Origin of the sequence: Burkholderia sp. MSMB617WGS (assembly GCF_001532025.2) — a bacterium.
In the GTDB taxonomy this organism is placed as follows: Bacteria; Pseudomonadota; Gammaproteobacteria; order Burkholderiales; family Burkholderiaceae; genus Burkholderia; species Burkholderia savannae.
Genome location: NZ_CP013457.1, coordinates 1,087,512 through 1,109,091, shown reverse-complemented (window position 1 = coordinate 1,109,091; position 21,580 = coordinate 1,087,512). Strand labels below are relative to the sequence as shown.

21 protein-coding genes are annotated in these 21,580 nt (G+C 68.4%); 12 read left to right on the top strand and 9 right to left on the bottom strand.

The annotated features are described in order from the left end of the window. The first annotated feature begins 109 nt into the window (after positions 1-109). The 7 genes from WT60_RS05500 to ureG all read left to right on the top strand — a co-directional run bounded on the left by WT60_RS05500 (position 110) and on the right by ureG (position 5,666). The gene (locus WT60_RS05500; RefSeq protein ID WP_038745798.1) at positions 110-985 is read left to right on the top strand and encodes an urease accessory protein UreD; all 876 of its coding nucleotides are present in this window, start codon (positions 110-112) and stop codon (positions 983-985) included. A 221-nt stretch (positions 986-1,206) separates the two neighbouring features. Further along, on the top strand, positions 1,207-1,509 hold the full coding sequence (ureA, locus tag WT60_RS05495) for an urease subunit gamma (RefSeq protein WP_009889615.1): 303 nt from the start codon (positions 1,207-1,209) through the stop codon (positions 1,507-1,509). 89 nt (positions 1,510-1,598) lie between these two features. Beyond that, positions 1,599-1,904 (top strand): urease subunit beta, encoded by a 306-nt coding sequence (locus tag WT60_RS05490; protein WP_038745800.1) that lies wholly within the window; start codon positions 1,599-1,601, stop codon positions 1,902-1,904. Between the two features lie 60 nt (positions 1,905-1,964). Further along, entirely contained in the window at positions 1,965-3,671 is a 1,707-nt protein-coding gene (gene ureC, locus WT60_RS05485; protein ID WP_059583612.1) for an urease subunit alpha, read from the top strand. Positions 3,672-3,688: 17 nt separating this feature from the next. Further along, the gene (gene ureE / locus WT60_RS05480; protein WP_060355542.1) at positions 3,689-4,318 is read left to right on the top strand and encodes an urease accessory protein UreE; all 630 of its coding nucleotides are present in this window, start codon (positions 3,689-3,691) and stop codon (positions 4,316-4,318) included. Continuing rightward, positions 4,305-4,985 (top strand): urease accessory UreF family protein, encoded by a 681-nt coding sequence (locus tag WT60_RS05475; protein ID WP_038745806.1) that lies wholly within the window; start codon positions 4,305-4,307, stop codon positions 4,983-4,985. Before ureE ends, WT60_RS05475 begins: the two co-directional genes overlap by 14 nt. A gap of 30 nt (positions 4,986-5,015) precedes the next feature. Continuing rightward, positions 5,016-5,666 carry an urease accessory protein UreG gene (gene ureG, locus WT60_RS05470; RefSeq protein WP_038745808.1) on the top strand — a complete coding sequence of 217 codons (651 nt, stop codon included), beginning with the start codon at positions 5,016-5,018 and terminating at the stop codon, positions 5,664-5,666. A gap of 142 nt (positions 5,667-5,808) precedes the next feature. On the opposite strand, the gene waaA is transcribed toward ureG, so the two are convergent. From waaA to WT60_RS05445, 5 genes are all read right to left on the bottom strand, one after another. Next, the gene (gene waaA / locus WT60_RS05465) at positions 5,809-7,194 is read right to left on the bottom strand and encodes a lipid IV(A) 3-deoxy-D-manno-octulosonic acid transferase (protein WP_038745810.1); all 1,386 of its coding nucleotides are present in this window, start codon (positions 7,192-7,194) and stop codon (positions 5,809-5,811) included. Between the two features lie 37 nt (positions 7,195-7,231). Next, positions 7,232-8,116, bottom strand: coding sequence for a Kdo hydroxylase family protein (locus tag WT60_RS05460; protein ID WP_059645031.1), 885 nt, complete (start codon positions 8,114-8,116; stop codon positions 7,232-7,234). 15 nt (positions 8,117-8,131) lie between these two features. Beyond that, complete coding sequence (gene waaC, locus WT60_RS05455) at positions 8,132-9,199, bottom strand: lipopolysaccharide heptosyltransferase I (protein ID WP_059583604.1); 1,068 nt, start codon at positions 9,197-9,199, stop codon at positions 8,132-8,134. Positions 9,200-9,307: 108 nt separating this feature from the next. Further along, positions 9,308-10,726: a phosphomannomutase/phosphoglucomutase gene (locus WT60_RS05450; protein WP_082754463.1), complete on the bottom strand. Its 1,419-nt coding sequence runs from the start codon at positions 10,724-10,726 to the stop codon at positions 9,308-9,310. Positions 10,727-10,742: 16 nt separating this feature from the next. Beyond that, a complete protein-coding gene (locus WT60_RS05445) occupies positions 10,743-10,931 on the bottom strand; it encodes a hypothetical protein (protein ID WP_156432535.1) in 189 nt (62 codons plus the stop codon). Between WT60_RS05445 and WT60_RS05440 the strand changes: the two genes are divergently transcribed. The 5 genes from WT60_RS05440 (at position 10,884) to WT60_RS05420 (ending at position 16,426) form a co-directional block, all read left to right on the top strand. Then, on the top strand, positions 10,884-12,218 hold the full coding sequence (locus WT60_RS05440) for an oligosaccharide flippase family protein (RefSeq protein ID WP_186448567.1): 1,335 nt from the start codon (positions 10,884-10,886) through the stop codon (positions 12,216-12,218). The two genes, WT60_RS05445 and WT60_RS05440, sit on opposite strands and share 48 nt — an antisense overlap. Then, positions 12,215-13,051, top strand: coding sequence for a glycosyltransferase (locus tag WT60_RS05435; protein WP_060355541.1), 837 nt, complete (start codon positions 12,215-12,217; stop codon positions 13,049-13,051). Before WT60_RS05440 ends, WT60_RS05435 begins: the two co-directional genes overlap by 4 nt. Before the next feature lie 67 nt (positions 13,052-13,118). Then, a complete protein-coding gene (locus WT60_RS05430; RefSeq protein ID WP_038745816.1) occupies positions 13,119-14,255 on the top strand; it encodes a glycosyltransferase family 4 protein in 1,137 nt (378 codons plus the stop codon). 14 nt (positions 14,256-14,269) lie between these two features. Then, on the top strand, positions 14,270-15,292 hold the full coding sequence (gene galE, locus WT60_RS05425) for a UDP-glucose 4-epimerase GalE (RefSeq protein WP_038745818.1): 1,023 nt from the start codon (positions 14,270-14,272) through the stop codon (positions 15,290-15,292). A 27-nt stretch (positions 15,293-15,319) separates the two neighbouring features. After that, positions 15,320-16,426 (top strand): glycosyltransferase, encoded by a 1,107-nt coding sequence (locus WT60_RS05420; RefSeq protein WP_038745820.1) that lies wholly within the window; start codon positions 15,320-15,322, stop codon positions 16,424-16,426. A 380-nt stretch (positions 16,427-16,806) separates the two neighbouring features. Here WT60_RS05420 and WT60_RS05415 read toward each other — a convergent pair whose 3' ends face one another. From WT60_RS05415 to WT60_RS05400, 4 genes are read right to left on the bottom strand one after another with little or no spacing between them, the layout of a single operon-like run. Further along, positions 16,807-18,714, bottom strand: coding sequence for a nucleoside-diphosphate sugar epimerase/dehydratase (locus WT60_RS05415; protein ID WP_038752905.1), 1,908 nt, complete (start codon positions 18,712-18,714; stop codon positions 16,807-16,809). A 7-nt stretch (positions 18,715-18,721) separates the two neighbouring features. Beyond that, complete coding sequence (locus tag WT60_RS05410) at positions 18,722-19,735, bottom strand: glycosyltransferase family 4 protein (protein ID WP_060355540.1); 1,014 nt, start codon at positions 19,733-19,735, stop codon at positions 18,722-18,724. A 14-nt stretch (positions 19,736-19,749) separates the two neighbouring features. Further along, positions 19,750-20,712, bottom strand: a complete 963-nt coding sequence (locus tag WT60_RS05405) for an SDR family oxidoreductase (protein WP_060355560.1) — start codon at positions 20,710-20,712, stop codon at positions 19,750-19,752. Further along, positions 20,709-21,548, bottom strand: coding sequence for a glycosyltransferase family 2 protein (locus WT60_RS05400; RefSeq protein WP_060355561.1), 840 nt, complete (start codon positions 21,546-21,548; stop codon positions 20,709-20,711). The genes WT60_RS05405 and WT60_RS05400 overlap by 4 nt, the downstream gene beginning before the upstream one ends. Positions 21,549-21,580: the final 32 nt, after the last annotated feature.

Here is a 21,580-nt window from a genome sequence, read left to right as displayed (position 1 = left end):
GCGACGCGGCTCGCTCGCGCGAAATCGTCGCGCGCAACCATCGCGCCCGGCCGCGCCCGCACGCCGGGTATCCTGTAGCATTGATGCGCCCGCTTTCCAGATTCGACCGATGTCCGCCCACGAACCCCACGCCACGCTCGTCCGCCCCGCCGCCAAGGCGTGGCACGCCCGCCTCGAGCTCGGCTTCGAGCGGCAGCCGGCGGGGCGCACCGCGCTCGCCCATCGCCGGCACGCGGGGCCGCTGCGCGTGCAGCGCGCGCTCTATCCGGAAGGCGACGCGATCTGCCACGCGGTCATCGTTCATCCGCCGGGCGGCGTCGCCGGCGGCGACCGCCTCGAGATCGACGTGAGGCTCGACGCCGGCACGCACGCGGTGCTGACGACGCCCGGCGCGACGAAGTGGTACAAGTCGAACGGGCTCGACGCGCGGCAGCGGATCGACATCGACGTCGGCGCGCACGCGAAGCTCGACTGGCTGCCGCAGAACAATCTGTTCTTCGACGCCGCGCACGCGTCGCTCGAATTCGTGCTGAAGCTCGGCGACGGCGCGAGCGCGCTCGGCTGGGACGCGACGCAGCTCGGCCGCCAGGCGGCGGGCGAAGCGTGGTCGACGGGCAGCATCGCATCGTTCTCGAAGATCGTCGGCCCGTCGGGGCGGCCATGGTGGGTCGAGCGCGCGCGCCTCGACGCGGCCGATCCGCTGCGCGCCGCGCCGCAAGGGCTCGGCGGCTTTCCCGTCTACGGCACGCTGTGGGCGCTCGGCGCCGCATGCACCGACGCGCTCGCCGAATCGATCGCGCCCGCGCTGCCGTTCGACGACGCGCTGCGCGCCGGCGTCACGTGCGTCGCGCCCGGCGTGATGCTGATTCGCGCGCTCGCCCATTCGATGGAAACGCTGCAGCGCCTGTTCATCGACCAATGGCTTGCGCTGCGCCCGATCGTCCACGGCGTCGACGCGAAGCCGCTGCGTCTCTGGCAGACCTGATCGCCGCACGTTCCTGACGCACGCCTTTCAGAAAAACGCGCCATCTCGGTGCGCGCCGCACCGCCGCGCGGCACGAACGCGCGGATAAAACGCGTGGCACGTGCCTTGCTCTCTTGCTTCAGCAGGCCTCGCCGCACGCGCATGTTCGCAGTGCTACGATATCTTCGCGCCCGCCGCGCAGCGCGCCGCCCGAATATTACGTTTTCCAAAATGTTTCTTTCATGAAACTGACCCCCCGAGAAAAAGACAAGCTGTTGATCTTCACGGCGGCGCTCCTCGCCGAGCGCCGCCGAGCCCGCGGGCTCAAGCTCAACTACCCGGAGACGATCGCGTTCATCACGGCCGCGCTGATGGAAGCCGCGCGCGACGGCAAGACGGTCGCCGAGGTGATGCATTACGGCACGACGCTGCTCACGCGCGACGACGTGATGGAAGGCGTGCCCGAGATGATTCCCGACATCCAGGTCGAAGCGACGTTTCCCGACGGCACGAAGCTCGTCACCGTCCACCACCCGATTCCGTGAAGGCGCATCATGATTCACCGCATGGTTCATTTCCCCGCGCATTCCGCTGACGGATTCCGCGCCGCACGCACGCTTGGCCGGAGGGCCGCATGATCCCCGGCGAAATCCTCATCGACGAAGGCGAGCACGAGCTGAACGCGGGCCGCAAGACGATCGAGCTCGCCGTCGCGAACACGGGCGATCGCCCCGTGCAGGTCGGCTCGCACTATCACTTCCACGAAGTCAACGACGCGCTGTCGTTCGATCGCGCGGCCGCGCGCGGCTTTCGGCTGAACATCGCGGCCGGCACCGCGGTGCGCTTCGAGCCCGGCCAGTCGCGCACGGTCGAGCTCGTCGAGCTCGCGGGCGCGCGCGCCGTCTACGGCTTCCAGGGCAAGGTGATGGGGCCGCTCTGAGCGCCCGCCCCGACGCGACTCGTTGACACGCCCGCACGGGCATCCGAAGGATTCGACGACATGACATTACGTTTGAGCCGCCGCGCGTACGCGGAAATGTACGGGCCGACGACGGGCGACCGCATTCGCCTCGCGGACACCGAGCTGCTGATCGAAATCGAGCGCGACTATACGATCTACGGCGAAGAAGTGAAGTTCGGCGGCGGCAAGGTGATCCGCGACGGCATGGGGCAATCGCAACTGGGCGCGGCCGACGTCGCCGACACCGTGATCACGAATGCGGTGATCCTCGATCACTGGGGCATCGTGAAGGCGGACATCGCGATCAAGCACGGCCGCATCGCCGCGATCGGCAAGGCGGGCAATCCGGACATCCAGCCGGGCGTGACGATCGCGATCGGCGCGGCGACCGAGATCATCGCGGGCGAAGGCCTGATCGTGACGGCGGGCGGCATCGACACGCACATCCACTTCATCAGCCCGCAGCAGATCGACGAGGCGTTGGCTTCCGGCGTGACGACGATGATCGGCGGCGGCACGGGCCCCGCGACCGGCACCAACGCGACCACCTGCACGCCGGGACCGTGGCACATGGAGCGCATGCTGCAGGCGGCCGACGGCTGGCCGATCAATCTCGGCTTCCTCGGCAAGGGCAACGCGAGCCGGCCGCAGCCGCTCGTCGAGCAGGTCGAGGCCGGCGCGATCGGCCTCAAGCTGCACGAGGACTGGGGCACGACGCCCGCCGCGATCGACAACTGCCTCGCGGTCGCCGACGACACCGACACGCAGGTCGCGATCCATACCGACACGCTGAACGAAGGCGGCTTCGTCGAAGCGACGGTCGCCGCGTTCAAGGGCCGCACGATCCACACGTACCACACCGAAGGCGCGGGCGGCGGCCACGCGCCCGACATCCTGAAGGTGTGCGGCGAGCCGAACGTACTGCCGTCGTCGACGAATCCGACGCGTCCGTACACGATCAACACGCTCGACGAGCACCTCGACATGCTGATGGTGTGCCATCACCTCGACCCGTCGATCGCCGAGGATCTCGCGTTCGCCGAATCGCGCATTCGCCGCGAGACGATCGCGGCCGAGGACATCCTGCACGATCTCGGCGCGCTGTCGATGCTCTCGTCCGATTCGCAGGCGATGGGCCGCGTCGGCGAAGTGATCATCCGCACGTGGCAGACCGCGCACAAGATGAAGGTGCAGCGCGGCGCGCTTGCCGAGGACAGCGTGCGCCACGACAACTTCCGCGCGAAGCGCTACGTCGCGAAGTACACGATCAATCCGGCGCTCACGCACGGCATCGCACACGAAGTCGGCTCGATCGAGCCGGGCAAGTGGGCCGACCTCGTGCTGTGGGAGCCCGCGTTCTTCGGGATCAAGCCCGCGATGATCCTGAAAGGCGGCATGATCGCGCTCGCGCAGATGGGCGACCCGAACGCGTCGATCCCGACGCCGCAGCCCGTTCATTACCGCGAGATGTTCGCGACGCGCGGCGGCGCGCTCGCGCGCACGTCGCTCACGTTCGTGTCGCAGCTCGCGCTCGACGCGGGCATCGGCCAACGCTACGGGCTCGCGAAAAGGCTCGTGCCGGTGCGCGGCTGCCGCACCGTGACGAAAAACGACATGATCCACAACGCGTGGCGGCCCGCCATCAGCGTCGATCCCGAAACCTACGACGTCGTCGCCGACGGCACGCTGCTCACCTGCGAGCCCGCCGCCGTGCTGCCGATGGCGCAACGCTATTTCCTGTTCTGAAGTCCTGACGAATCATCATGCGCACGATCGACAAACGCATCGCCCCGAACGTGAAACTCGCCGCCTCGCTCGTCGCGCGCGCGCCGGCGCTCACGCTCGCTTATGACGCGCGCTGCAAGAGCCGGCTCGCCGCGACGCTCGACACGGGCGAGGAAATCGCGCTCGTGCTGCCGCGCGGCACGGTGCTCGCCGACGGCGACGTGCTCGTCGCCGACGACGGCGCGCTCGTGCGCGTCGCCGCGGCCGACGAAGCCGTGCTGCTCGTGCGCGCGCCCGACGCGCTCACGCTCACGCGCGCCGCGTACCATCTCGGCAACCGGCATACGCCCGTCGAGGTCGGCGCGCATTACCTGAAGCTCGAATACGATCCCGTGCTCGCCGACATGCTCGCGCGCCTCGGCGCGACGATCGAGCGCGCGAACGCGCCGTTCCAGCCGGAAGCCGGCGCATACGGCGGCGGGCATCGGCACGGGCACGACGCGACGTTCGCCGAGGATTACGCGCTCGCGCAGCAGGTGTTCGGCGAGCACCACGGCCACTCGCACTCGCACTCGCACTCGCACTCGCACTCGCACGATCACGATCACGATCACGATCATCAGCATGGTCCGTCCTGCTCGCACGGTCATGGCCATGGACACCGCTGAGCTCGTCGCGCTGCTGCATCTCGCGTCGCCGGCCTTGCCGATCGGCGCGTTCAGCTATTCGCAGGGCCTCGAGGCCGCGCTCGACGCGCCGCTCATCCGCAACGCCGACGACGCGCGCGACTGGATCGCGAGCGGTCTCGCCGACGTGCTCGCGCACGGCGAGCTGCCGTTCCTCGCGCATCAACTCGCGCGCTGGCACGCGCACGACGCGGCGGCGCTCGCCGAGGCGAACGACGAATTCGTCGCGAGCCGTGAATCGTCCGAGCTGCGCCGCGAAACCGAGCAGATGGGCTGGTCGCTCGCGCAACTGTGCGCGTCGCTCGAATGGGGCGACGCCGCGCGCCGCGCGACGCTCGCGTCGATCTCGCCGATCGCGCTGCCGAGCGCGTTCGCGTTCGCGGCGGCCGCGCACGGCGCGACGCCCGACGCGACGCTCGCCGCGTACGCGTTCGGCTGGGTCGAGAACCAGACGGCCGCCGCGATCAAGGCGGTGCCGCTCGGCCAGCTCGCGGGCCAGAAGATCATCGTCGCGCTGCGCGAGCCGATCCGCGCCGCGGTGCGCCGCGCGCTCGCGACGCCGCCCGACGCGATCAACACGTTCGCGCCGCAGCTCGGCATCCTGTCCGCGCGGCACGAATCGCAGTATTCGCGCCTGTTCCGTTCATAAGCATCCCAGAGCATTCTCACGCACCGAATCATGAACGCACCCCATTCCGCGGCGGCGGCCCGCCGCACGAAGAAGCTCCCGCCGCTGCGCGTCGGCATCGGCGGCCCCGTCGGCTCCGGCAAGACGACGCTCCTCGAAATGCTCTGCAAGGGCATGCGCGAGCGCTACGACCTCGTCGCGATCACGAACGACATCTACACGAAGGAAGACCAGCGCCTGCTGACGATCGCGGGCGCGCTGCCCGAAGAACGGATCATGGGCGTCGAGACGGGCGGCTGCCCGCACACGGCGATCCGCGAGGACGCGTCGATCAATCTCGAGGCGGTCGACCGGATGCTGTCGCGCTTTCCGGACGCGGACATCGTGTTCATCGAATCGGGCGGCGACAACCTCGCGGCGACGTTCAGCCCTGAGCTGTCGGACCTGACGATCTACGTGATCGACGTCGCGGGCGGCGAGAAGATTCCGCGCAAGGGCGGCCCGGGGATCACGAAGTCGGATCTGCTCGTGATCAACAAGACGGATCTCGCGCCGCTCGTGGGCGCGAATCTCGACGTGATGGCGTCCGACACGAAGAAGATGCGCGGCGAACGCCCGTACGTGATGTGCAATCTGAAGGCGCTCGACGGCGTCGCCGACGTGATCGCGTTCATCGAGAAAAAAGGATTGCTGACGGTCTGAGCGCGCGGCGCGCGATGTTCGCGGCCTGGGCTCGCGCGATCGCGGAGCGGCGCGACACCGCGATCGCGCGATGCGGCGGCCGTGGCGGCCGCGGCTGCGATGACGCCGCCGTCTCGCAACCACGCACGGCGCGATGCGGCGCTCAGTCGCGCGCAGCCCCCGTGTCGCGCCCGCCGCCCTCGCCTTCGTCGCTTGCCGCCGACACGGCGCGCGGCGGCGGCAACAGCGCATTCAGCACGTCGACCGTGCGCGCGGTCGCCCCGCGATGCCGCGCGGCGAACGCGGCGCCCGCCGCGCCCATCGCGGTGCGGCGCGCGTGATCGGCGAACAGTTCGTCGAGCGTGCACGCAAGATCCGCCGAATCCCGCACCTGCGCGCACGCGCCCGCCGCGACCGCATCGGCCGTCGCCTGCGTGAAGTTGAACACGTGCGGCCCGATCAGCACCGGCACGCCCACCGCGCACGCCTCGATCAGATTCTGCCCGCCGAGCGGCAGCAGGCTGCCGCCGATGAACGCGACGTCGGCGGCCGCGTAGTACGCGCCCAGCTCGCCCATCGAATCGCCGAGCAGCACGTCGACGTTTGCCGGCAACGCGGATGCGGCCGGCTGGCCCGCCGCGGCGGCGGCCGCGTCGGCCGCCCATTCGGTGCGGCGTGCGTGGCGCAAGCCGCGCCGCTCGACGAGCGCCGCGACTTCGGCGAAGCGCTGCGGATGGCGCGGCACGAGAATCAGCAGCGCGCCCGGCGTCGTCACCCCGGCGAACGCGTCGAGCACGAGCGCCTCCTCGCCGTCGCGCGTGCTCGCCGCGACCCACACCGGCCGCCCGCCGATCGCCTCGCGCCATGCGCGGCCGCGCGCGGCGAGCTCGGGCGGCGTCGTCATGTCGAACTTCAGGTTGCCGAGCACGGCGACGTTGCGCGCGCCGAGCGATGACAGGCGCTCCGCGTCGGCCGGGCTTTGCGCGAGCACGCGCGAGAAGCCGCCGAACACCTCGCGCGCGGCCGAGCCGAACTTCGCCGCGCGCCTGAACGAGCGCGCCGACATCCGCGCGTTCGTCAATACGAGCGGCACGTCGGCGCGGCGGCACTCGTCGATGAGCGTCGGCCAGACTTCGGTCTCCATCACGAGGCCGAGCGACGGCCGCCACCCATGCAGGAAGCGCCGCACGAGATGCGGCAGATCGTACGGCAGATAGCAGCGCGAGACGCGCTCGCCGAAGATCTGCTCGCCCGTCGCGCGGCCGCTCGGCGTCATGTGCGTGAGCAGCACGTGCACGTCGGGCCGCGCGCGCATCAGCGCATCGACGAGCGGCTGCGCGGCGCGCGTCTCGCCGACGGACACCGCGTGCACCCAGACGATCGGCGTCGATTCGTCGATGTGGCGCGCAAGCGCGCGGCCCGGCCCGAAGCCGAAGCGCTCGCCGATATGCTCGCGATAGCCGCGCTCCTTGCGCGAGCGCCACAGCAGGCGCAGCACCGCGAGCGGCGCGATCAGCCACCACAGCGCGCGATAGATCGCTCTCAGCATCGCGCGGCGGCTCCGTCGAAGGAAACGTCGCGCGCGCTCAAACGAGAGCCCTGCCCTGCAGGCGTTCGAGAATGCCGAGCGGCGCGCGCTCCGGACGGACCATCGCGTCCACCGGCAGGAAGAAAGTCTGCTCGAGCATGAACTGGCCGGACATCACCGCGTGCGACGCCTGATCCGAGAAGCACACCCACACGCTGCCCGACGGGAACGGCATCGTCTGCTGCGGGCTGCTCTTCTGATAGTCGAGATCGGCCTTCATGCTGTCGTGCAGATTCAGCATCAGGTGGTCGTACGCGCTGCGGCGCGACTTCGTCACGTGCAGCAATTCGAGCAGCCACGCGGAGCCCGGCACCTGCGGCTTGATACGCGGCAAGAAGCGCTTCGCGACGTCCTCGAACGGCTCGCCGACGCGCCACACGCGCGGCACGCCCGCCGGGTTCACGTTGGTGAACACGCGCAGAATCCGCTCGCCGTAATTCGGCCGCGACGGAAACGCGTCGACGTGCAGGCGGCTGTCGTCCTTGCGCCACGACGTCTCGCGCGTCTCGACCTGCATCAGGCGCAGGCTCGTCGGCGCGACGCGCAGCTTGCCGCGATACTCGGGAAAGAGGCCGTCGACGAGCGTGCCCGCCTGCTGCTGGAAACGCGCGATCAGCGCGCGCACGGCCGATTGCGTGACGGCGTCGCCCGCCACGCCGGCGAGCGCGCCGCCGTTCGGCGCGAGGCTGATGTTCTTGCGCTTCGGATCGGCGAACGCGGGATCGAGCAGCGCTTCCTCGCCGCCTTCGATCGCGAAGCGCAGATGTGAAAAGAACAGCACCTTGCCGTCTTCGAGGCCGGCGAGCAGCTGCTCGCGCGGCACGGACAGTTGTTGGCCGCTCCAGTCGGCGGACGCAATTTCGATGATCTGGGATTCGCTCATGATCGCCTGTCGGGATTACAAGAGGCCGAACGACGCGAGTGCGTCCTTCACCTGCGAAAGGGACGGCGGCGCGCCGGCGGTGCCGAGATTGACGACGTTGGGCGACCAGTAGCCGCCCGTGCGCCAGGCTGTCGCGAAATTGTACAGTTCGACGGTCGGACGCTTCAGCGCCGCCGCGATGTGAACGAGGCCGGTATCGACGCCGACCGTCGCCGCCGCGCCGTCGATGAGGCCGACGACCGCGGGCAGCGACAGCTTCGGCGGCACGATCGCCGCCGCGCCGAACGCCTTCGCGAGACGCTCGCTCGTCGCGCGCTCGGCGTCGCTGCCCCACGGCAGCACGAGCGACGCGCCGCGCCGCACGAGCGCCTCGCCGAGGCCGATCCATGCGTCGTCGGGCCACTGCTTGTCGGCGCGCGACGTCGCGTGGACGAACACGACGTACGGCACCGGCAGGTTCAGATCGAGCGACGCGAGCGCTTGCGACGCGCCGCGCGTGTCGACGCCGAAATCGATCGCATCGGCAGGCGTCGGCGCGGGGTCGCCCAGCGCGGCCGCGACGAGCTGCCGCGAGCGCTCGACGACATGCGTGCGCGGTACGATCGGCACGCGCTTGTCGTAGAAGAAGCGCACCGGCCACTCGTAGCCCGCGCCGTCGGTGCGGTTGCCGAGGCCGACGAGCGGCCCGCGCGCCCAGCTCGCGACCCACGCGGTCTTGATGAGCCCCTGGCAATCGATCACGAGGTCGTAGCGCTCTTCGGCGAGCCGCCGCCGGAACGCGCGGATCTCGCGCCACGTGCCGGGCGTGCCGAGGCGCTTGCGCCAGCGCCGCAGCGAGAACGGCAGCACGTTGCGCACGCCGTCGACGAGCCGCACGAGATCGGCGAAGCCTTCCTCGACGAGCCAGTCGATCTGCGCGTCGGGATGGCGCCGGCGGATGTCGGCGATCACCGGCATGTTATGCACGACGTCGCCGAGCGACGACACGCGCACGATCAGAATTTTTTGCACGCTGAAAAAAATGGCCGGCAGCCGCCGGCACAGACCGAAAGGACGGATTTTATCGCGCCGGACGGCCGGCACAGACAAAAAGCGGCGAACGCACGAATGCGTCGCCGCTTTTTCGACAAGGCTTGCGTCAGCGCAAGGCCGCTCGGGCCGCCCCCGCCGCGCGACGCGCGAAAGTCAAGCTCAGAACGGCAGGTTCGCGTCCGGCTTCGCGGCCTTCAGCGCGCGCCGGAAATCGTCCTGGATTCGCGCGAGCGCCGCGTCGGACGTCGCCTCGAAGCGCAGCACGACCACGGGCGTCGTGTTCGACGAGCGCGCGAGGCCGAAGCCGTCCGGATACTCGACGCGCAGGCCGTCGATCGTCACGACTTCGTCGGCGCCGTCGAACTTCGCATCGGCGCGCAGCTTGTCGATCAGCTTCACGTTCTCGCCCTCTTCGAGCTTGAGCTGAAGCTCCGGCGTCGACACCGCGTTCGGCAGGCCGTTCAGAAGCGCGCTCGGATCGGCCACGCGCGCGAGGATCTCGAGCAGGCGCGCGCCCGTGTAGAGACCGTCGTCGAAGCCGTACCAGCGATCCTTGAAGAACACGTGGCCGCTCATCTCGCCCGCGAGCGGCGCGCCCGTTTCGCGCAGCTTCGCCTTCACGAGCGAGTGGCCCGTCTTCCACATCAGCGGCTCGCCGCCCTTCTCGCGCACCCAGTGCGCGAGGTTGCGCGTGCACTTCACGTCGTAGATGATCTGCGCGCCCGGGTTGCGCGACAGCACTTCCTGCGCGAACAGCATCAGCTGGCGGTCCGGGTAGATGATCTGGCCGTCCTTCGTGACGACGCCGAGGCGGTCGCCGTCGCCGTCGAACGCGAAGCCGATCTCGGCGTCGGTCGTCTTCAGCTTCGCGATCACGTCCTGCAGGTTCTCCGGGTGCGCCGGGTCCGGGTGGTGGTTCGGGAAGTTGCCGTCGATGTCGGTGAAGAGCTCGACGAGCTCGCAGCCGAGCGCCTTGAACAGGCGCGTCGCGAGCGGGCCCGCGACGCCGTTGCCCGCGTCGACGACGAGCTTGAGCGGCCGCGCGGGCTTGATGTCGCCGACGATGCGCTCGACGTACTGGTCGGCGACGTCGTATTGCTCATACGAACCGCTGCCGGCTTCGAAGCGCTCGTCGACGATGCGCTTGTAGAGGGCCTGGATCTGGCCGCCGTAGATCGCGGCGCCGCGCAGCACCATCTTGAAGCCGTTGTAGTCGGGCGGGTTGTGGCTGCCCGTGACGACGATGCACGAGTCGACGCGGCGCTCGCCGTTGGCGAGCGCGAGCGGCACGCTCGCCGCGAAGTAGCCGACGGGCGTCGGCACCATGCCGACGTCGACGACATCGACGCCCGACGCGCGCAGCCCGTCCGCGAGCGCGCCGACGAGCTCGGGGCCCGACAGGCGGCCGTCGCGCGCGACGACGACCGCGTCGCCGCCCTGCGCGCGCACTTCGCTGCCGAACGCGCGGCCGATCGCGCGCGCGACGTCGGCGTCGAGCGTCTTGCCGATCACGCCCCGAATATCGTATGCCTTGAAGATGGATTGGGAGATCATCGATTCACTCTCAGTGTCGTCCATAAAAAATTTGGCCGCCTCAACGCGAATGCGTAAAAAATTGTCGCCCGAACCGACCGGCGAGCGGCAACGCATGGCTCTGCCGATGCCGGAAGCGAATCCGATCCAACTTATAATCGCTGGTTTCAGCTACGCCGATCGCGCCCATTTTAATGCCTGAATGCTTCATCGCAGCAAAACCGCTCCCGCGGTCGGCCGGCCCGGTCATCTCGCGCACGTTTGCCCGCGGCGCGTCATGCTGAAATCCAGGCTTTCGAATCCCGACGTCGCGAAGGCCGTCGCGAACCTCGCATGGCTCGGGCTCGAGCGGCTCACGCAGATCGGCGTCGCGATCGTCGTGAGCGGCCTGCTCGCCCGCTACTTCGGCCCCGACGCGTTCGGCAAATGGCAATACGCGAATACGCTCCTCCTCGTCCTCGCGCCGCTCACCTGGGTGTGCGGCGCGGAGATCCTCGTGCCGACGATCGTCCAGCGCACGGGCGCGCAACTGGGCGCCGTGCTCGGCAGCGCGTTCGCGCTGCGCTTCGCGGTGTCGGTCGCCGCGCTCGCGCTCACGTGGGCGGCGATCGCCCTGGGCGCGTTCGATCCGCTCGTCGGCGCGATGCTCGCCGGGCTCGCGGTGACGCTCGTGCTGCGCGAGCCGTTCGTCGGTATCGTCAATGCGTGGCTGCAGAGCATGACGTACAGCAAGCCGCAACTGCTCGCGAGCATCGCGGCGGCGATCGCGAAGATGGCGCTCGTGTGGCTCTTGGTGCGCGCCGCCGCCGCGCCCGCGCGCTTCGGCTGGCTGTGGGCGCTCGAGGCCGCGGCGATCGCGGCCGCGCTGATCTGGTATTACCGCGGCCGCAACGGCGGCGCGCTCGGCTGGCGCGTCGAGCGCCCGCTCGTGCGCGAGTTCGCGACGACAGGCACCGTCTTCTGGCTCGGCCTCGTCTGCATGTACCTGTTCCTGAAGCTCGACCGGCTGATGCTCGAGCGCTACGTGTCGTTCGCCGAGCTCGGCCGCTACGCGGCCGCGCAGCAGTTGAACGAGAACTGGATCACGCTCGCGCTGATGCTCGCGCAAACGATCGCGCCCGCGTTCGTCTACCGCGTGCAGGACGCGCCGCGGCTGCGCCGCAACGTGTGGCGCCTGATCGGCATGACGGCCGCGCTGATGGCCGCGGGCGCGCTCGTGCTCGACCTGCTCGCGGGCTTCATTATCCGCAAGGTGTTCGGCCCCGGCTTCGAGACGTCGGTCGACGTGTTCCGCCTTGCGGTGTGGCTGTCGGTGCCGGCCGGCATCGAGGCGATCGGCAATCTCGTCGTGCTCAAGTATCAGGCGAAGTTCGTGCTGCTCGCGAAATGGTCGACGGCGCTCGCGCTCGCCGCGCTCGTCAACCTGATCGCGATTCCCGCACTCGGCCTCTATGGCGCGCTCGCGGGCCTCGCCGCCGGCTATCTCGCCGCCGCGTCGGTCAATTTCTACTACATCAGCCTGAAGCTGCGCCCATGACGCCCTCTTTCGCCCCGCCCGGCGCCGCCCGCTCGCTCGACGATGTCGCCGTGCTGATTCCGGCATACAACGCGCACGACGATCTGCTGCGCACGCTGATGTCGTTTCGCGAGGACGCGCCCGTGCGCGTGCTCGTCGTCGACGACGGCAGCACGCCGCCCATCGCCGCGCCCGAGCTGCCGGGGCTCGCGATCGACGTGCTGCGGATGCCGCGAAACGGCGGAATCGAGCGCGCGCTCGCGGCCGGCATCGACGCGCTCGCCGCGCGCGGCTTCCGCTACGCGGCGCGCATCGACGCGGGCGACCTCGCCGCGCCCGGCCGGCTCGCGAAGCAGCGCGCGTACTTCGACGCGCATCCGCACGTGGCGGGCCTCGGCACGTGGACGCAGGTCGTGTCGCGCGACGGCCGGCCGCTCTTCATGCTGACGCCCGCCGCCGATCCCGCGACGCTGCGCCGCACGCGCTTCTTTCGCTCGCCGTTCGTCCATCCGTCGATGATGCTCGACATCGCGGCGGTGAAACAGGCCGGCAACTATCGAATCAAATATCGCGCGGCGGAAGACCTCGATCTTTTTTTACGGTTAATGGAACGCTACGATTGCGCGAACCTGCCGGAGCTCGGTTTGTATTACGAATTGAACGAAGGCGGCATCAGCGCGACGAAGCGGCGGCGGCAGATCGCGTCGACGCTCGCGCTGGCGCTGCATTACTTCGATCCGCTCAATCCTTACGATTGGCTCGGCGTCGCGAAAAATCTGCTTCATTTCGTGACGCCCTATTCGACGCTGCAGCGCGCGAAGCGCCTGCTGTTCGCCCCGCGCGGCGCCGCATGACGCGCCGCGCCCGCTCACGCGCCCGCTCAGACTGGCCCGCGCATCCGATTATTTTTTTCAGCCCGACATGAGTTCCGCTTCCGCCCTGCGCATCGTTCTCGTCTGCAATACCGCGTGGGCGATCTACACGTACCGGCACGGCCTGCTGCGCATGCTGATCGCGCGCGGCGCGCAGGTGACGGTGCTCGCGCCGCGCGACCGCACGGTCGAGCCGCTCGTGCGGATGGGCTGCCGCTACGCGGAGCTGCCCGTCGCATCGAAAGGCACGAGCCCGCGCGAGGACCTGCGCACGCTCGCCGCGCTCTATCGGCACTATCGGGAAATCAGGCCCGATCTCGTGTTCCATTACACGATCAAGCCGAACATTTACGGATCGATCGCCGCATGGCTCGCGCGCGTGCCGTCGATCGCGGTGACGACGGGCTTGGGCTACGTATTCATCCAGAGAAGCCGCGCCGCACGCGTCGCGAAGGCGCTGTACCGCTTCGCGTTCCGCTTCCCGCGCGAAATCTGGTTCCTGAACCGCGACGATCTCGACACGTTCGCGCACGAGCGGCTCCTCGCGCATCCGCAGCGCGCGCGCCTCCTGCACGGCGAAGGCGTCGACCTCGAGCAGTTCGCGCTCGCGCCGCTGCCCGAGCGCGACACGTTCACGTTCGTATTGATTGGCCGCCTGCTGTGGGACAAAGGCGTGCGCGAATATGTCGACGCGGCGCGCGCGCTGCGCACGCGCTATCCGCAGGCGCGCTTCGCGCTGCTCGGCCCCGTCGGCGTCGACAATCCGAGCGCGATCTCGCGCGCCGACGTCGACGCGTGGGTGCGCGAGGGCGTGATCGATTACCTCGGCGAGGCGCACGACGTGCGGCCGCACATCGCCCGCGCCGACTGCGTCGTGCTGCCGTCGTATCGCGAAGGCGTGCCGCGCACGCTGATGGAAGCGTCCGCGATGGGCCGCCCGATCGTCGCGACCGACGTGCCGGGCTGCCGCGACGTCGTCGCCGACGGCGACACGGGCCTCTTGTGCACGGCGCGCGACAGCGCGAGCCTCGCCGCGCAACTCGCGCGGATGCTCGACATGAGCGCCGCCGAGCGGCGCGCGATGGGCGAGCGCGGCCGGCGGAAGGTCGCCGCGGAATTCGACGAAGCGAAAGTCATCGAACGTTATCATCAGACCATTTCCGCCCTGACGGGCGTCACACTTTGACGGAGCAATCAGCAATGAGCACGAAGGGCACGATCCTCGTCACCGGCGGCGCGGGCTATATCGGTTCGCACACCGCCGTCGAGCTGCTCGAGCACGGCTACGACGTCGTGATCGCCGACAACCTCGTCAACAGCAAGCGCGAGGCGATCGCACGGATCGAGAAGATCACGGGCAAGACGCCCGCCTTCCACGAAGTCGACGTCTGCGACGAGCGCGCGCTCGCGCGGGTGTTCGACGCGCATCCGATCACGGCCGCGATTCACTTCGCCGCGCTGAAGGCGGTCGGCGAATCGGTCGCGAAGCCCGTCGAGTATTACCGCAACAACCTCGACGGCCTGCTGTCGCTGCTGCGCGTGATGCGCGAGCGCAACGTGAAGCGGATCGTGTTCAGCTCGTCGGCGACCGTATACGGCGTGCCCGAGCGCTCGCCGATCGACGAAACGTTCCCGCTCTCGGCGACCAACCCGTACGGCCAGACGAAGCTGATCGCCGAGCAGATCCTGCGCGACGTCGAGCTCGCCGATCCGGCCTGGCGCGTCGCGACGCTGCGCTACTTCAATCCGGTCGGCGCGCACGAAAGCGGCCTCATCGGCGAGGACCCGGCCGGCATTCCGAACAACCTGATGCCGTACGTCGCGCAGGTCGCGGTCGGCAAGCTCGAGAAGCTGCGTGTGTTCGGCAGCGACTACCCGACGCCCGACGGCACCGGCGTACGCGACTACATCCATGTCGTCGATCTCGCGCGCGGCCACATCGCGGCGCTCGACGCACTCGAGCGCCGCGACGCGAGCCTCACCGTCAACCTCGGCACGGGCCGCGGCTACAGCGTGCTCGAAGTCGTGCGCGCGTTCGAGAAGGCGTCGGGGCGGCCCGTGCCGTACGAGCTCGTCGCGCGCCGCCCGGGCGACGTCGCCGAGTGCTACGCGAACCCCGCCGCCGCGGCCGATATCATCGGCTGGAAGGCCGAGCGCGACCTCGACCGGATGTGCGCGGACCACTGGCGCTGGCAGGAAAACAACCCGCGCGGTTTTGTATAATCCGCTGTCCAATTTCCGGGCACGCCCATGCTCAGCTTCGCCGTCGGCTTCATCGTCTCGCTTCTCGTCACGCTGCTCATCGTCCGCTATGCGCACCTGCACGAGAAATTCTCGATCGACAACGATCTCGCCGGCGTGCAGAAATTCCATGCGCGGCCGGTGCCGCGGGTGGGCGGCATCGGCATCCTGATCGGGCTCGTGGTCGCGACGGCGCTGCTGTCGCGCCGGTATCCGGCGATCGCGGGCAGCATTCTCGGGCTCGCCGCGTGCGGGCTGCCCGCGTTCGCGTCCGGGCTGATCGAGGATCTGACGAAGAAAGTGACGCCCGCCGCGCGGCTCGTCTGCACGATGGCGGCCGCGGCGCTCGCGTTCGTGCTGATGGGCATCGCGATCACGCGCATCAGCGTGCCGCCCCTCGATTTCCTGCTCGGCTACGCGGCGATCTCGGCCTCGGTCACGGTGCTCGCCGTCGCCGCGCTCGCGAACGCGGTCAACATCATCGACGGCTTCAACGGCCTCGCATCGATGGTCGCGTTCATGATGTTCGCGTCGCTCGCGTACGTCGCGTTCCAGGTCGGCGACCCGGTCGTGATGTCCGGCTCGATCGTGATGATGGGCGCGATCATGGGCTTCTTCATCTGGAACTTTCCGGCGGGCCTTATCTTCCTCGGCGACGGCGGCGCGTACTTCATCGGCTTCATGCTCGCCGAGCTCGCGATCTCGCTCGTGATGCGGCACCGCGAGGTGTCCGCGTGGTATCCGGTGCTGCTCTTCATGTATCCGATCTTCGAGACCTGCTTCTCGATCTATCGGAAGAAATTCATTCGCGGCATGTCGCCCGGCATCCCGGACGGCGTGCACCTGCATATGCTCGTCTACAAGCGGCTGATGCGCTGGGCGGTCGGCACGCGCGCCGCGCACGAGCTCACGCGCCGGAATTCGCTGACGTCGCCGTACCTGTGGCTGCTCTGCCTCGTCGCGGTGATTCCCGCGACGCTCTTCTGGCAGCACACGATCCATTTGTTCGCGTTCGTGATCGTGTTCGCGCTCACGTACGTGTGGCTTTACGTGAGCATCGTCCGGTTCAAGTCGCCGCGCTGGATGGTGGTCCGCAAGCATCAGCCGAGGCGGTAACGCGGCGGCGGCACAACGGCAGGCAAAAAAAAGCGCGAGCCGATCTTCGACTCGCGCTTTTTCCATGAAGCAGCCCATCCCGAATTGGATCGATGCCGTTTCGGCCGCTCGCTGTTCCCGCTACCGTTTCGAGCGTTGATTCAACGAATCGAACGCTTGCCGTGCGCCTCGCATGTTCGAGCGAACGCGGCAACGAATTCAGCTGCGCGGCGCCCCGGCCTTCACGCTTCGCCGCCGCCGAATTCCTCCCGGCCGAAACCGACTGCCCAACTTGCCCGCTTCGCGGAGCTGAACGATTCGGCAGGCCCGAACGGGCACGTTCTCGGCCGGGCGCGCGCCTATACGCCGGCCCCGCCCGCGGCCCTGCTGCTCGGCCGGCGTCACGCCTCGCGGCCGATGCCGGCGACGAGCCCGTTGCCGGTCGGCACGCTCTGCAGCGTCGGCCCGGCAGCCGGCTGATACTCGGGCACCCAGCGCCGCAGATCGCGCCGCACTTCGTCGTCGCTCAGCACACGGTGCTGCATCAGCCACGGCAGCAGCTCGTCGAGCAGGTGATCGGGCACCTCGCGCGCGCGCGCGGTGCGCAGCTTCGGATGCGGCGTGCGGGTCGTCGTCTCGTCGTCGGCGAGCAGTTCCTCGTAGAGCTTCTCGCCCGGACGCAGCCCGCTGAACTCGATGCGGATGTGATCCTCGGTGAAGCCGTAGAGGCGGATCAGATCGCGCGCGAGATCGACGATCTTCACCGGCTCGCCCATGTCGAGGATGAAGATCTCGCCGCCCTGCCCCATGCTCGACGCCTGCAGCACGAGCTGCGACGCCTCGGGAATCGTCATGAAGAAACGCGTGATCTCCGGATGCGTGACCGTTACCGGGCCGCCCTTCGCGATCTGCTGCTGGAATTTCGGAATCACGCTGCCCGCACTGCCGAGCACGTTGCCGAAGCGCACCGTCTCGAACTGCGTGCGCGCGCTCGTCTGCTGCAGCGCCTGACAGGCCATCTCCGCGAGGCGCTTGCTCGCGCCCATCACGTTCGTCGGGTTCACGGCCTTGTCGGTCGAGATCAGCACGAAATGCCGGACGTCGTGGCGGATCGCCGCACGCGCGACGCGATACGTGCCGAGCACGTTGTTGCGCAACGCCTGCCACGCGTTGAGCTCCTCCATCAGCGGCACGTGCTTGTACGCGGCCGCGTGGAACACGATGTGCGGCGCATAGCGCGACATCACCTGATCGAGCAGCAGCGAATCCTTCGCATCCCCGATGATCGGCACGACGGGCAGATCGGGAAAGCGCTCGCGGAGCTCTTCGGTCAGGCGATACATCGCGTATTCGGACAAATCGAAGGCGATCAGTTGCGCGGGCTGGAATTTCAGGATCTGGCGGCAGAGCTCCGAGCCGATCGAGCCGCCCGCGCCCGTCACCATCACGACGCGGCCGCGCAGCAGCGCTTCGACGTGCGGCGTGTCGATCGTCACGGCCTCGCGGCCGAGCAGATCCTCGAGGTCGATCTGACGGATCTGCGACAGGAAGCCCTGGCCCGGCATCAGCGCGGTCAGCGACGGCAGCACCATCGCCTTGACGCCGGCGCGCACGCAGAGCGTGGCGACGCGGCGCTGCGCTTCGACCGAAGCGGACGGGATCGCGATGATCGCGTATTCGGCCTTCGCGGTCTCGGCCCAGTGCGCGACTTCGCTAATGGGGCCGAGCACCTTGTAGCCGTAGACTTCACGCCCGTGCTTCGCGGGATCGTCGTCGAGCAGGCCGGCGAGACGCCATTCGCCGGAGCGCGACAGCTCGCGCGCGAGGCTCGCGCCCGCGTTGCCCGCACCCAGGATCAGCACCGGCTTGCCTTGCCCGATCAACCCGCCGTACAGGTAGAACTCCTTCGTCGCGCGGTAAAGCGCGCGCGCGCCGCCCATTGCAAGGAACAGCAGCATCGGCGACAGCACGAGCACCGATCGCGGAATAATCGGAATCGGCTGCAGCATCACTGCGCCGATCATCACGATCAGGGAGCCGCCGATGACGGCCTTCGAGATGCGCAGCAGGTCCGGCAGGCTCGCGAACACCCAGAGGCCGCGGTACAGGCCGAAAATGTGAAACAGCAGGCCATACAACGGGACGATCCAGGTCAGCGCGAAGAAAGCGCCTCTCAGGAATTCGGGCGGCACCGAACCGTTGAAGCGGACCACGTATGCGATGAGCCATGCGCATACCACTGCCATCAGGTCGAACAGGAAGGCGCCCAGTGACAGCCATGAAGCCTTGGGGCGAAACGCTCGCGTCATATTGCGATTATTTTGATGTGAGTATTTGGAAGCGGTTCCAGCGAATGTCGATGGCCACGCCGATGAGAAATAGCATCAATCCCCAAATTGCGATGGCCACCCACTGGACCGCATCAGATCGCGCCAACACCGAAAGCGACACGACGGCGCCGATCAGCATGATCGCGTACCAGCATAGCGCCGTTAGCGCATGCCCGACGCCCAAGCGCACCATGCGCTGATAATAATGCTCCCGGTGCGCTTCCCAGAACTTTTCCCCTCGTAACAAACGTCGCAATAATGTTACAGATGCATCTGCAATAAAAGGGGCAAAAACGGCAACCGGAAACCACAGCGGCCAGACTCCATGGCGCCATCCCCAAAAGCCGAGGGCGCCGGCCAGAAAACCGAGCGAAATCGAGCCCGCATCGCCCAAGAAAAGCTTGGCCGGATGAAAGTTGAGCAGCAGGAACCCTGCCGCCGCGCCAGCGACGGCGGCACACGCCCACCCCAGCCCGACGGATGCGTGCGGCCCCGCCAGCGCCGCAAGCGCGTAGCTGCCGAAACCGAAAACGGCCATGCCGCCCGCGAGGCCGTCCGCACCGTCCATGAAGTTATACAAATTGATCAGCCAGGCGAGCGCGAAGACGAATATCGGCAGCCAGAACCACGCCAGCCCGCCCGAATACAAGACGACGGCCGCGATCGACGCGGCGAGGTGCGCAACGAACCGGACGCGCGCGGGCAATCCGCGTCGATCGTCGACATGCGAGACGGCCGCGAGGAACAGCATCGACGCGACGATCCCCCACAGGTGCGGCGCGGCGGTTCCGATCGCCACCGCGCCCACGGGCACGATGCCCCAGCCGCCCATGCGCGGCGTCGGCCGCGTGTGCATCGAGCGATCGTTCGGCACGTCGGTCGCGAGCCGCCACGCCCACCCGCTCGTGAGCAGCCATTTGAGAATCAGCGCGCAGGCGATCGCGGCGATTGCTGCGATTGCGGCCGCCGATTCCATCGGCGAATTCAACTGGAACGTCATGTCTCTTCCAATGCCTAGCGTCGCTCGAGTGACTTGAACCAGCGAGCGGTCTCGGCAAGCCCCTCTTCGCTCGTGTACGGCGGACGCCAGCCGAGCGCGCCGCGAATGTGCGCGGTGTCGAGCCGCAGATCGTTTGTCAGACGATCGATCTGCGCGGTGCGCCCCGTGAGCGCCCCGACCATGCGCAGCAGCCGCTCGGGCACGGGCAGCAGGCGCGCGGGCCGTCCGAGATGACGCCCGATGCCGTCGAGCAGTTCGGCAACCGTCGGCGCGCCGTCGTCTGCGACATGAAAGCACTCGCGCGCGGCAGCGGGGTCGGTCGCACAGCGCATCACCGCATCGGCAAGGTTGTCGACGTACACCATGCTGCGCCGCGCGCGAACCGATCCCAGCGGCAGCGGCAGCCCTCGCGACACCGCTCGCATCAGGCTCAGGAAATTCGCGCGAACCTCGGGACCATACACGAGCGGCGGCCGCACGATGACCGTGTCGAATCCAAGCTCGTCGCGCAATTGCACGAGCGCGCGTTCGGCTTCGAGCTTCGAGCGTCCGTAAGCGTCCTGCGGCGCGGGAAGCGCGTCTTCGCGCAACGGGACGCCGCCATCGGTCTCCGCAATCGCCTTGATGCTGCTCAGGAACACGAACCGCCGCGCGCGATGCCGCTGGGCGGCGCGAGCGACACGCAGCGTCGCCGCGACGTTCGATGCGCGAAATGCCGCATCGGGATCGAGCGCTCGGTCACGCATCACGTGGACGCGCGCGGCGAGATGCACGACGGCGTCCGCCTGCAGATCCGCCGGCCAGCGATCGGCGACGCCCTCGAAATCGTCCGCTTCGTGGACCCACTCCGATACGCCCTCGATGCAAACGCCTGCGCGGCGCACGAGCCCCGTGACGTCGTGCCCGGCCGCGAGCAGCGCGCGGCAGAGCGCGCGTCCGACGAAGCCGTTCGCCCCCGTGACGACGATCCTGCTCATCGCCACTTCCAGCCGAAGCGATTGTAGAACTTGAACGCGGACGCGACGAACATCCGGACGTGCGCGACGCCCTTGCGCGCCGCGCCGCCGCCGTGATGCAGTACGCGCACCATCGGGACATAGGCGACGCGAGCGAGCTCGTGCGTACGCAGGCTCAGATCGTAGTCCTCGAAATAGAGGAAGTAGCGGGCGTCGAAGCCACCAAGCCGTTTCAACAGCTCGGTGCGAAAGAACATGAAGCAGCCGGTGACGATGGGCGGATCCCATGCGACGTCGCGCTCGGTGATCTGATCGCGCATTTCGTAGCGGGCGAGGCGCACGGCGAATCGCCCGCGCATCGAGGCGGGCGCGAATCCACGCAGAAACAGGTCGAAGAGCGCCGGATAGCGGCGACAGAGATACTGCAGACGGCGCTCGTCGTCATCGACGCGCGGCGTCACGAGCCCGACGTCGGGATGCGTGTCGAAGAAATCGATCGCTTCGATCAATGCGTCGCGGCACATGTCGATGTCTGGATTCAGCACGAGATGATAGCGGCTGCGCGCCCGTTCGATCGCCAGGTTGTGCCCGCGGCCATAGCCCACGTTGCCGTGGCCTCCGATGGTCGTGCACGTGATGCCGCGTTCGCCGAGCGCGCGAAGCTCGGACGACAGATCGGGGGTTGCGCCGTTGTCGACGAGATAGAGCTGCGCGGTACATGCCGGACGGGCCGCGCGCAGTGCGATCCATGCGTTTTCGAAACTCGCGAGGGTACGCGAAAGCAGCGCACGATCCGGATGATAGGTGACGATCGAAACCGACAAATCGTCGATCCCGACATGAACGGCCGCATTCATCCGCGAAACCATCGCACGCAAGCTCGGACACC

Excerpts from the sequence above, each read along its gene's own strand:
- WT60_RS05500 (WP_038745798.1), top strand. The coding sequence starts at position 110 with ATGTCCGCCCACGAACCCCACGCCACGCTCGTCCGCCCCGCCGCCAAG.
- ureA (WP_009889615.1), top strand. The coding sequence starts at position 1,207 with ATGAAACTGACCCCCCGAGAAAAAGACAAGCTGTTGATCTTCACGGCG.
- WT60_RS05490 (WP_038745800.1), top strand. The coding sequence starts at position 1,599 with ATGATCCCCGGCGAAATCCTCATCGACGAAGGCGAGCACGAGCTGAAC.
- ureC (WP_059583612.1), top strand. The coding sequence starts at position 1,965 with ATGACATTACGTTTGAGCCGCCGCGCGTACGCGGAAATGTACGGGCCG.
- ureE (WP_060355542.1), top strand. The coding sequence starts at position 3,689 with ATGCGCACGATCGACAAACGCATCGCCCCGAACGTGAAACTCGCCGCC.
- WT60_RS05475 (WP_038745806.1), top strand. The coding sequence starts at position 4,305 with ATGGACACCGCTGAGCTCGTCGCGCTGCTGCATCTCGCGTCGCCGGCC.
- ureG (WP_038745808.1), top strand. The coding sequence starts at position 5,016 with ATGAACGCACCCCATTCCGCGGCGGCGGCCCGCCGCACGAAGAAGCTC.
- waaA (WP_038745810.1), bottom strand. The coding sequence starts at position 7,194 with ATGCTGAGAGCGATCTATCGCGCGCTGTGGTGGCTGATCGCGCCGCTC.
- WT60_RS05460 (WP_059645031.1), bottom strand. The coding sequence starts at position 8,116 with ATGAGCGAATCCCAGATCATCGAAATTGCGTCCGCCGACTGGAGCGGC.
- WT60_RS05450 (WP_082754463.1), bottom strand. The coding sequence starts at position 10,726 with ATGGACGACACTGAGAGTGAATCGATGATCTCCCAATCCATCTTCAAG.
- WT60_RS05440 (WP_186448567.1), top strand. The coding sequence starts at position 10,884 with ATGCTTCATCGCAGCAAAACCGCTCCCGCGGTCGGCCGGCCCGGTCAT.
- WT60_RS05445 (WP_156432535.1), bottom strand. The coding sequence starts at position 10,931 with ATGACCGGGCCGGCCGACCGCGGGAGCGGTTTTGCTGCGATGAAGCAT.
- WT60_RS05435 (WP_060355541.1), top strand. The coding sequence starts at position 12,215 with ATGACGCCCTCTTTCGCCCCGCCCGGCGCCGCCCGCTCGCTCGACGAT.
- WT60_RS05430 (WP_038745816.1), top strand. The coding sequence starts at position 13,119 with ATGAGTTCCGCTTCCGCCCTGCGCATCGTTCTCGTCTGCAATACCGCG.
- galE (WP_038745818.1), top strand. The coding sequence starts at position 14,270 with ATGAGCACGAAGGGCACGATCCTCGTCACCGGCGGCGCGGGCTATATC.
- WT60_RS05420 (WP_038745820.1), top strand. The coding sequence starts at position 15,320 with ATGCTCAGCTTCGCCGTCGGCTTCATCGTCTCGCTTCTCGTCACGCTG.
- WT60_RS05415 (WP_038752905.1), bottom strand. The coding sequence starts at position 18,714 with ATGACGCGAGCGTTTCGCCCCAAGGCTTCATGGCTGTCACTGGGCGCC.
- WT60_RS05410 (WP_060355540.1), bottom strand. The coding sequence starts at position 19,735 with ATGACGTTCCAGTTGAATTCGCCGATGGAATCGGCGGCCGCAATCGCA.
- WT60_RS05405 (WP_060355560.1), bottom strand. The coding sequence starts at position 20,712 with ATGAGCAGGATCGTCGTCACGGGGGCGAACGGCTTCGTCGGACGCGCG.
- WT60_RS05400 (WP_060355561.1), bottom strand. The coding sequence starts at position 21,548 with ATGAATGCGGCCGTTCATGTCGGGATCGACGATTTGTCGGTTTCGATC.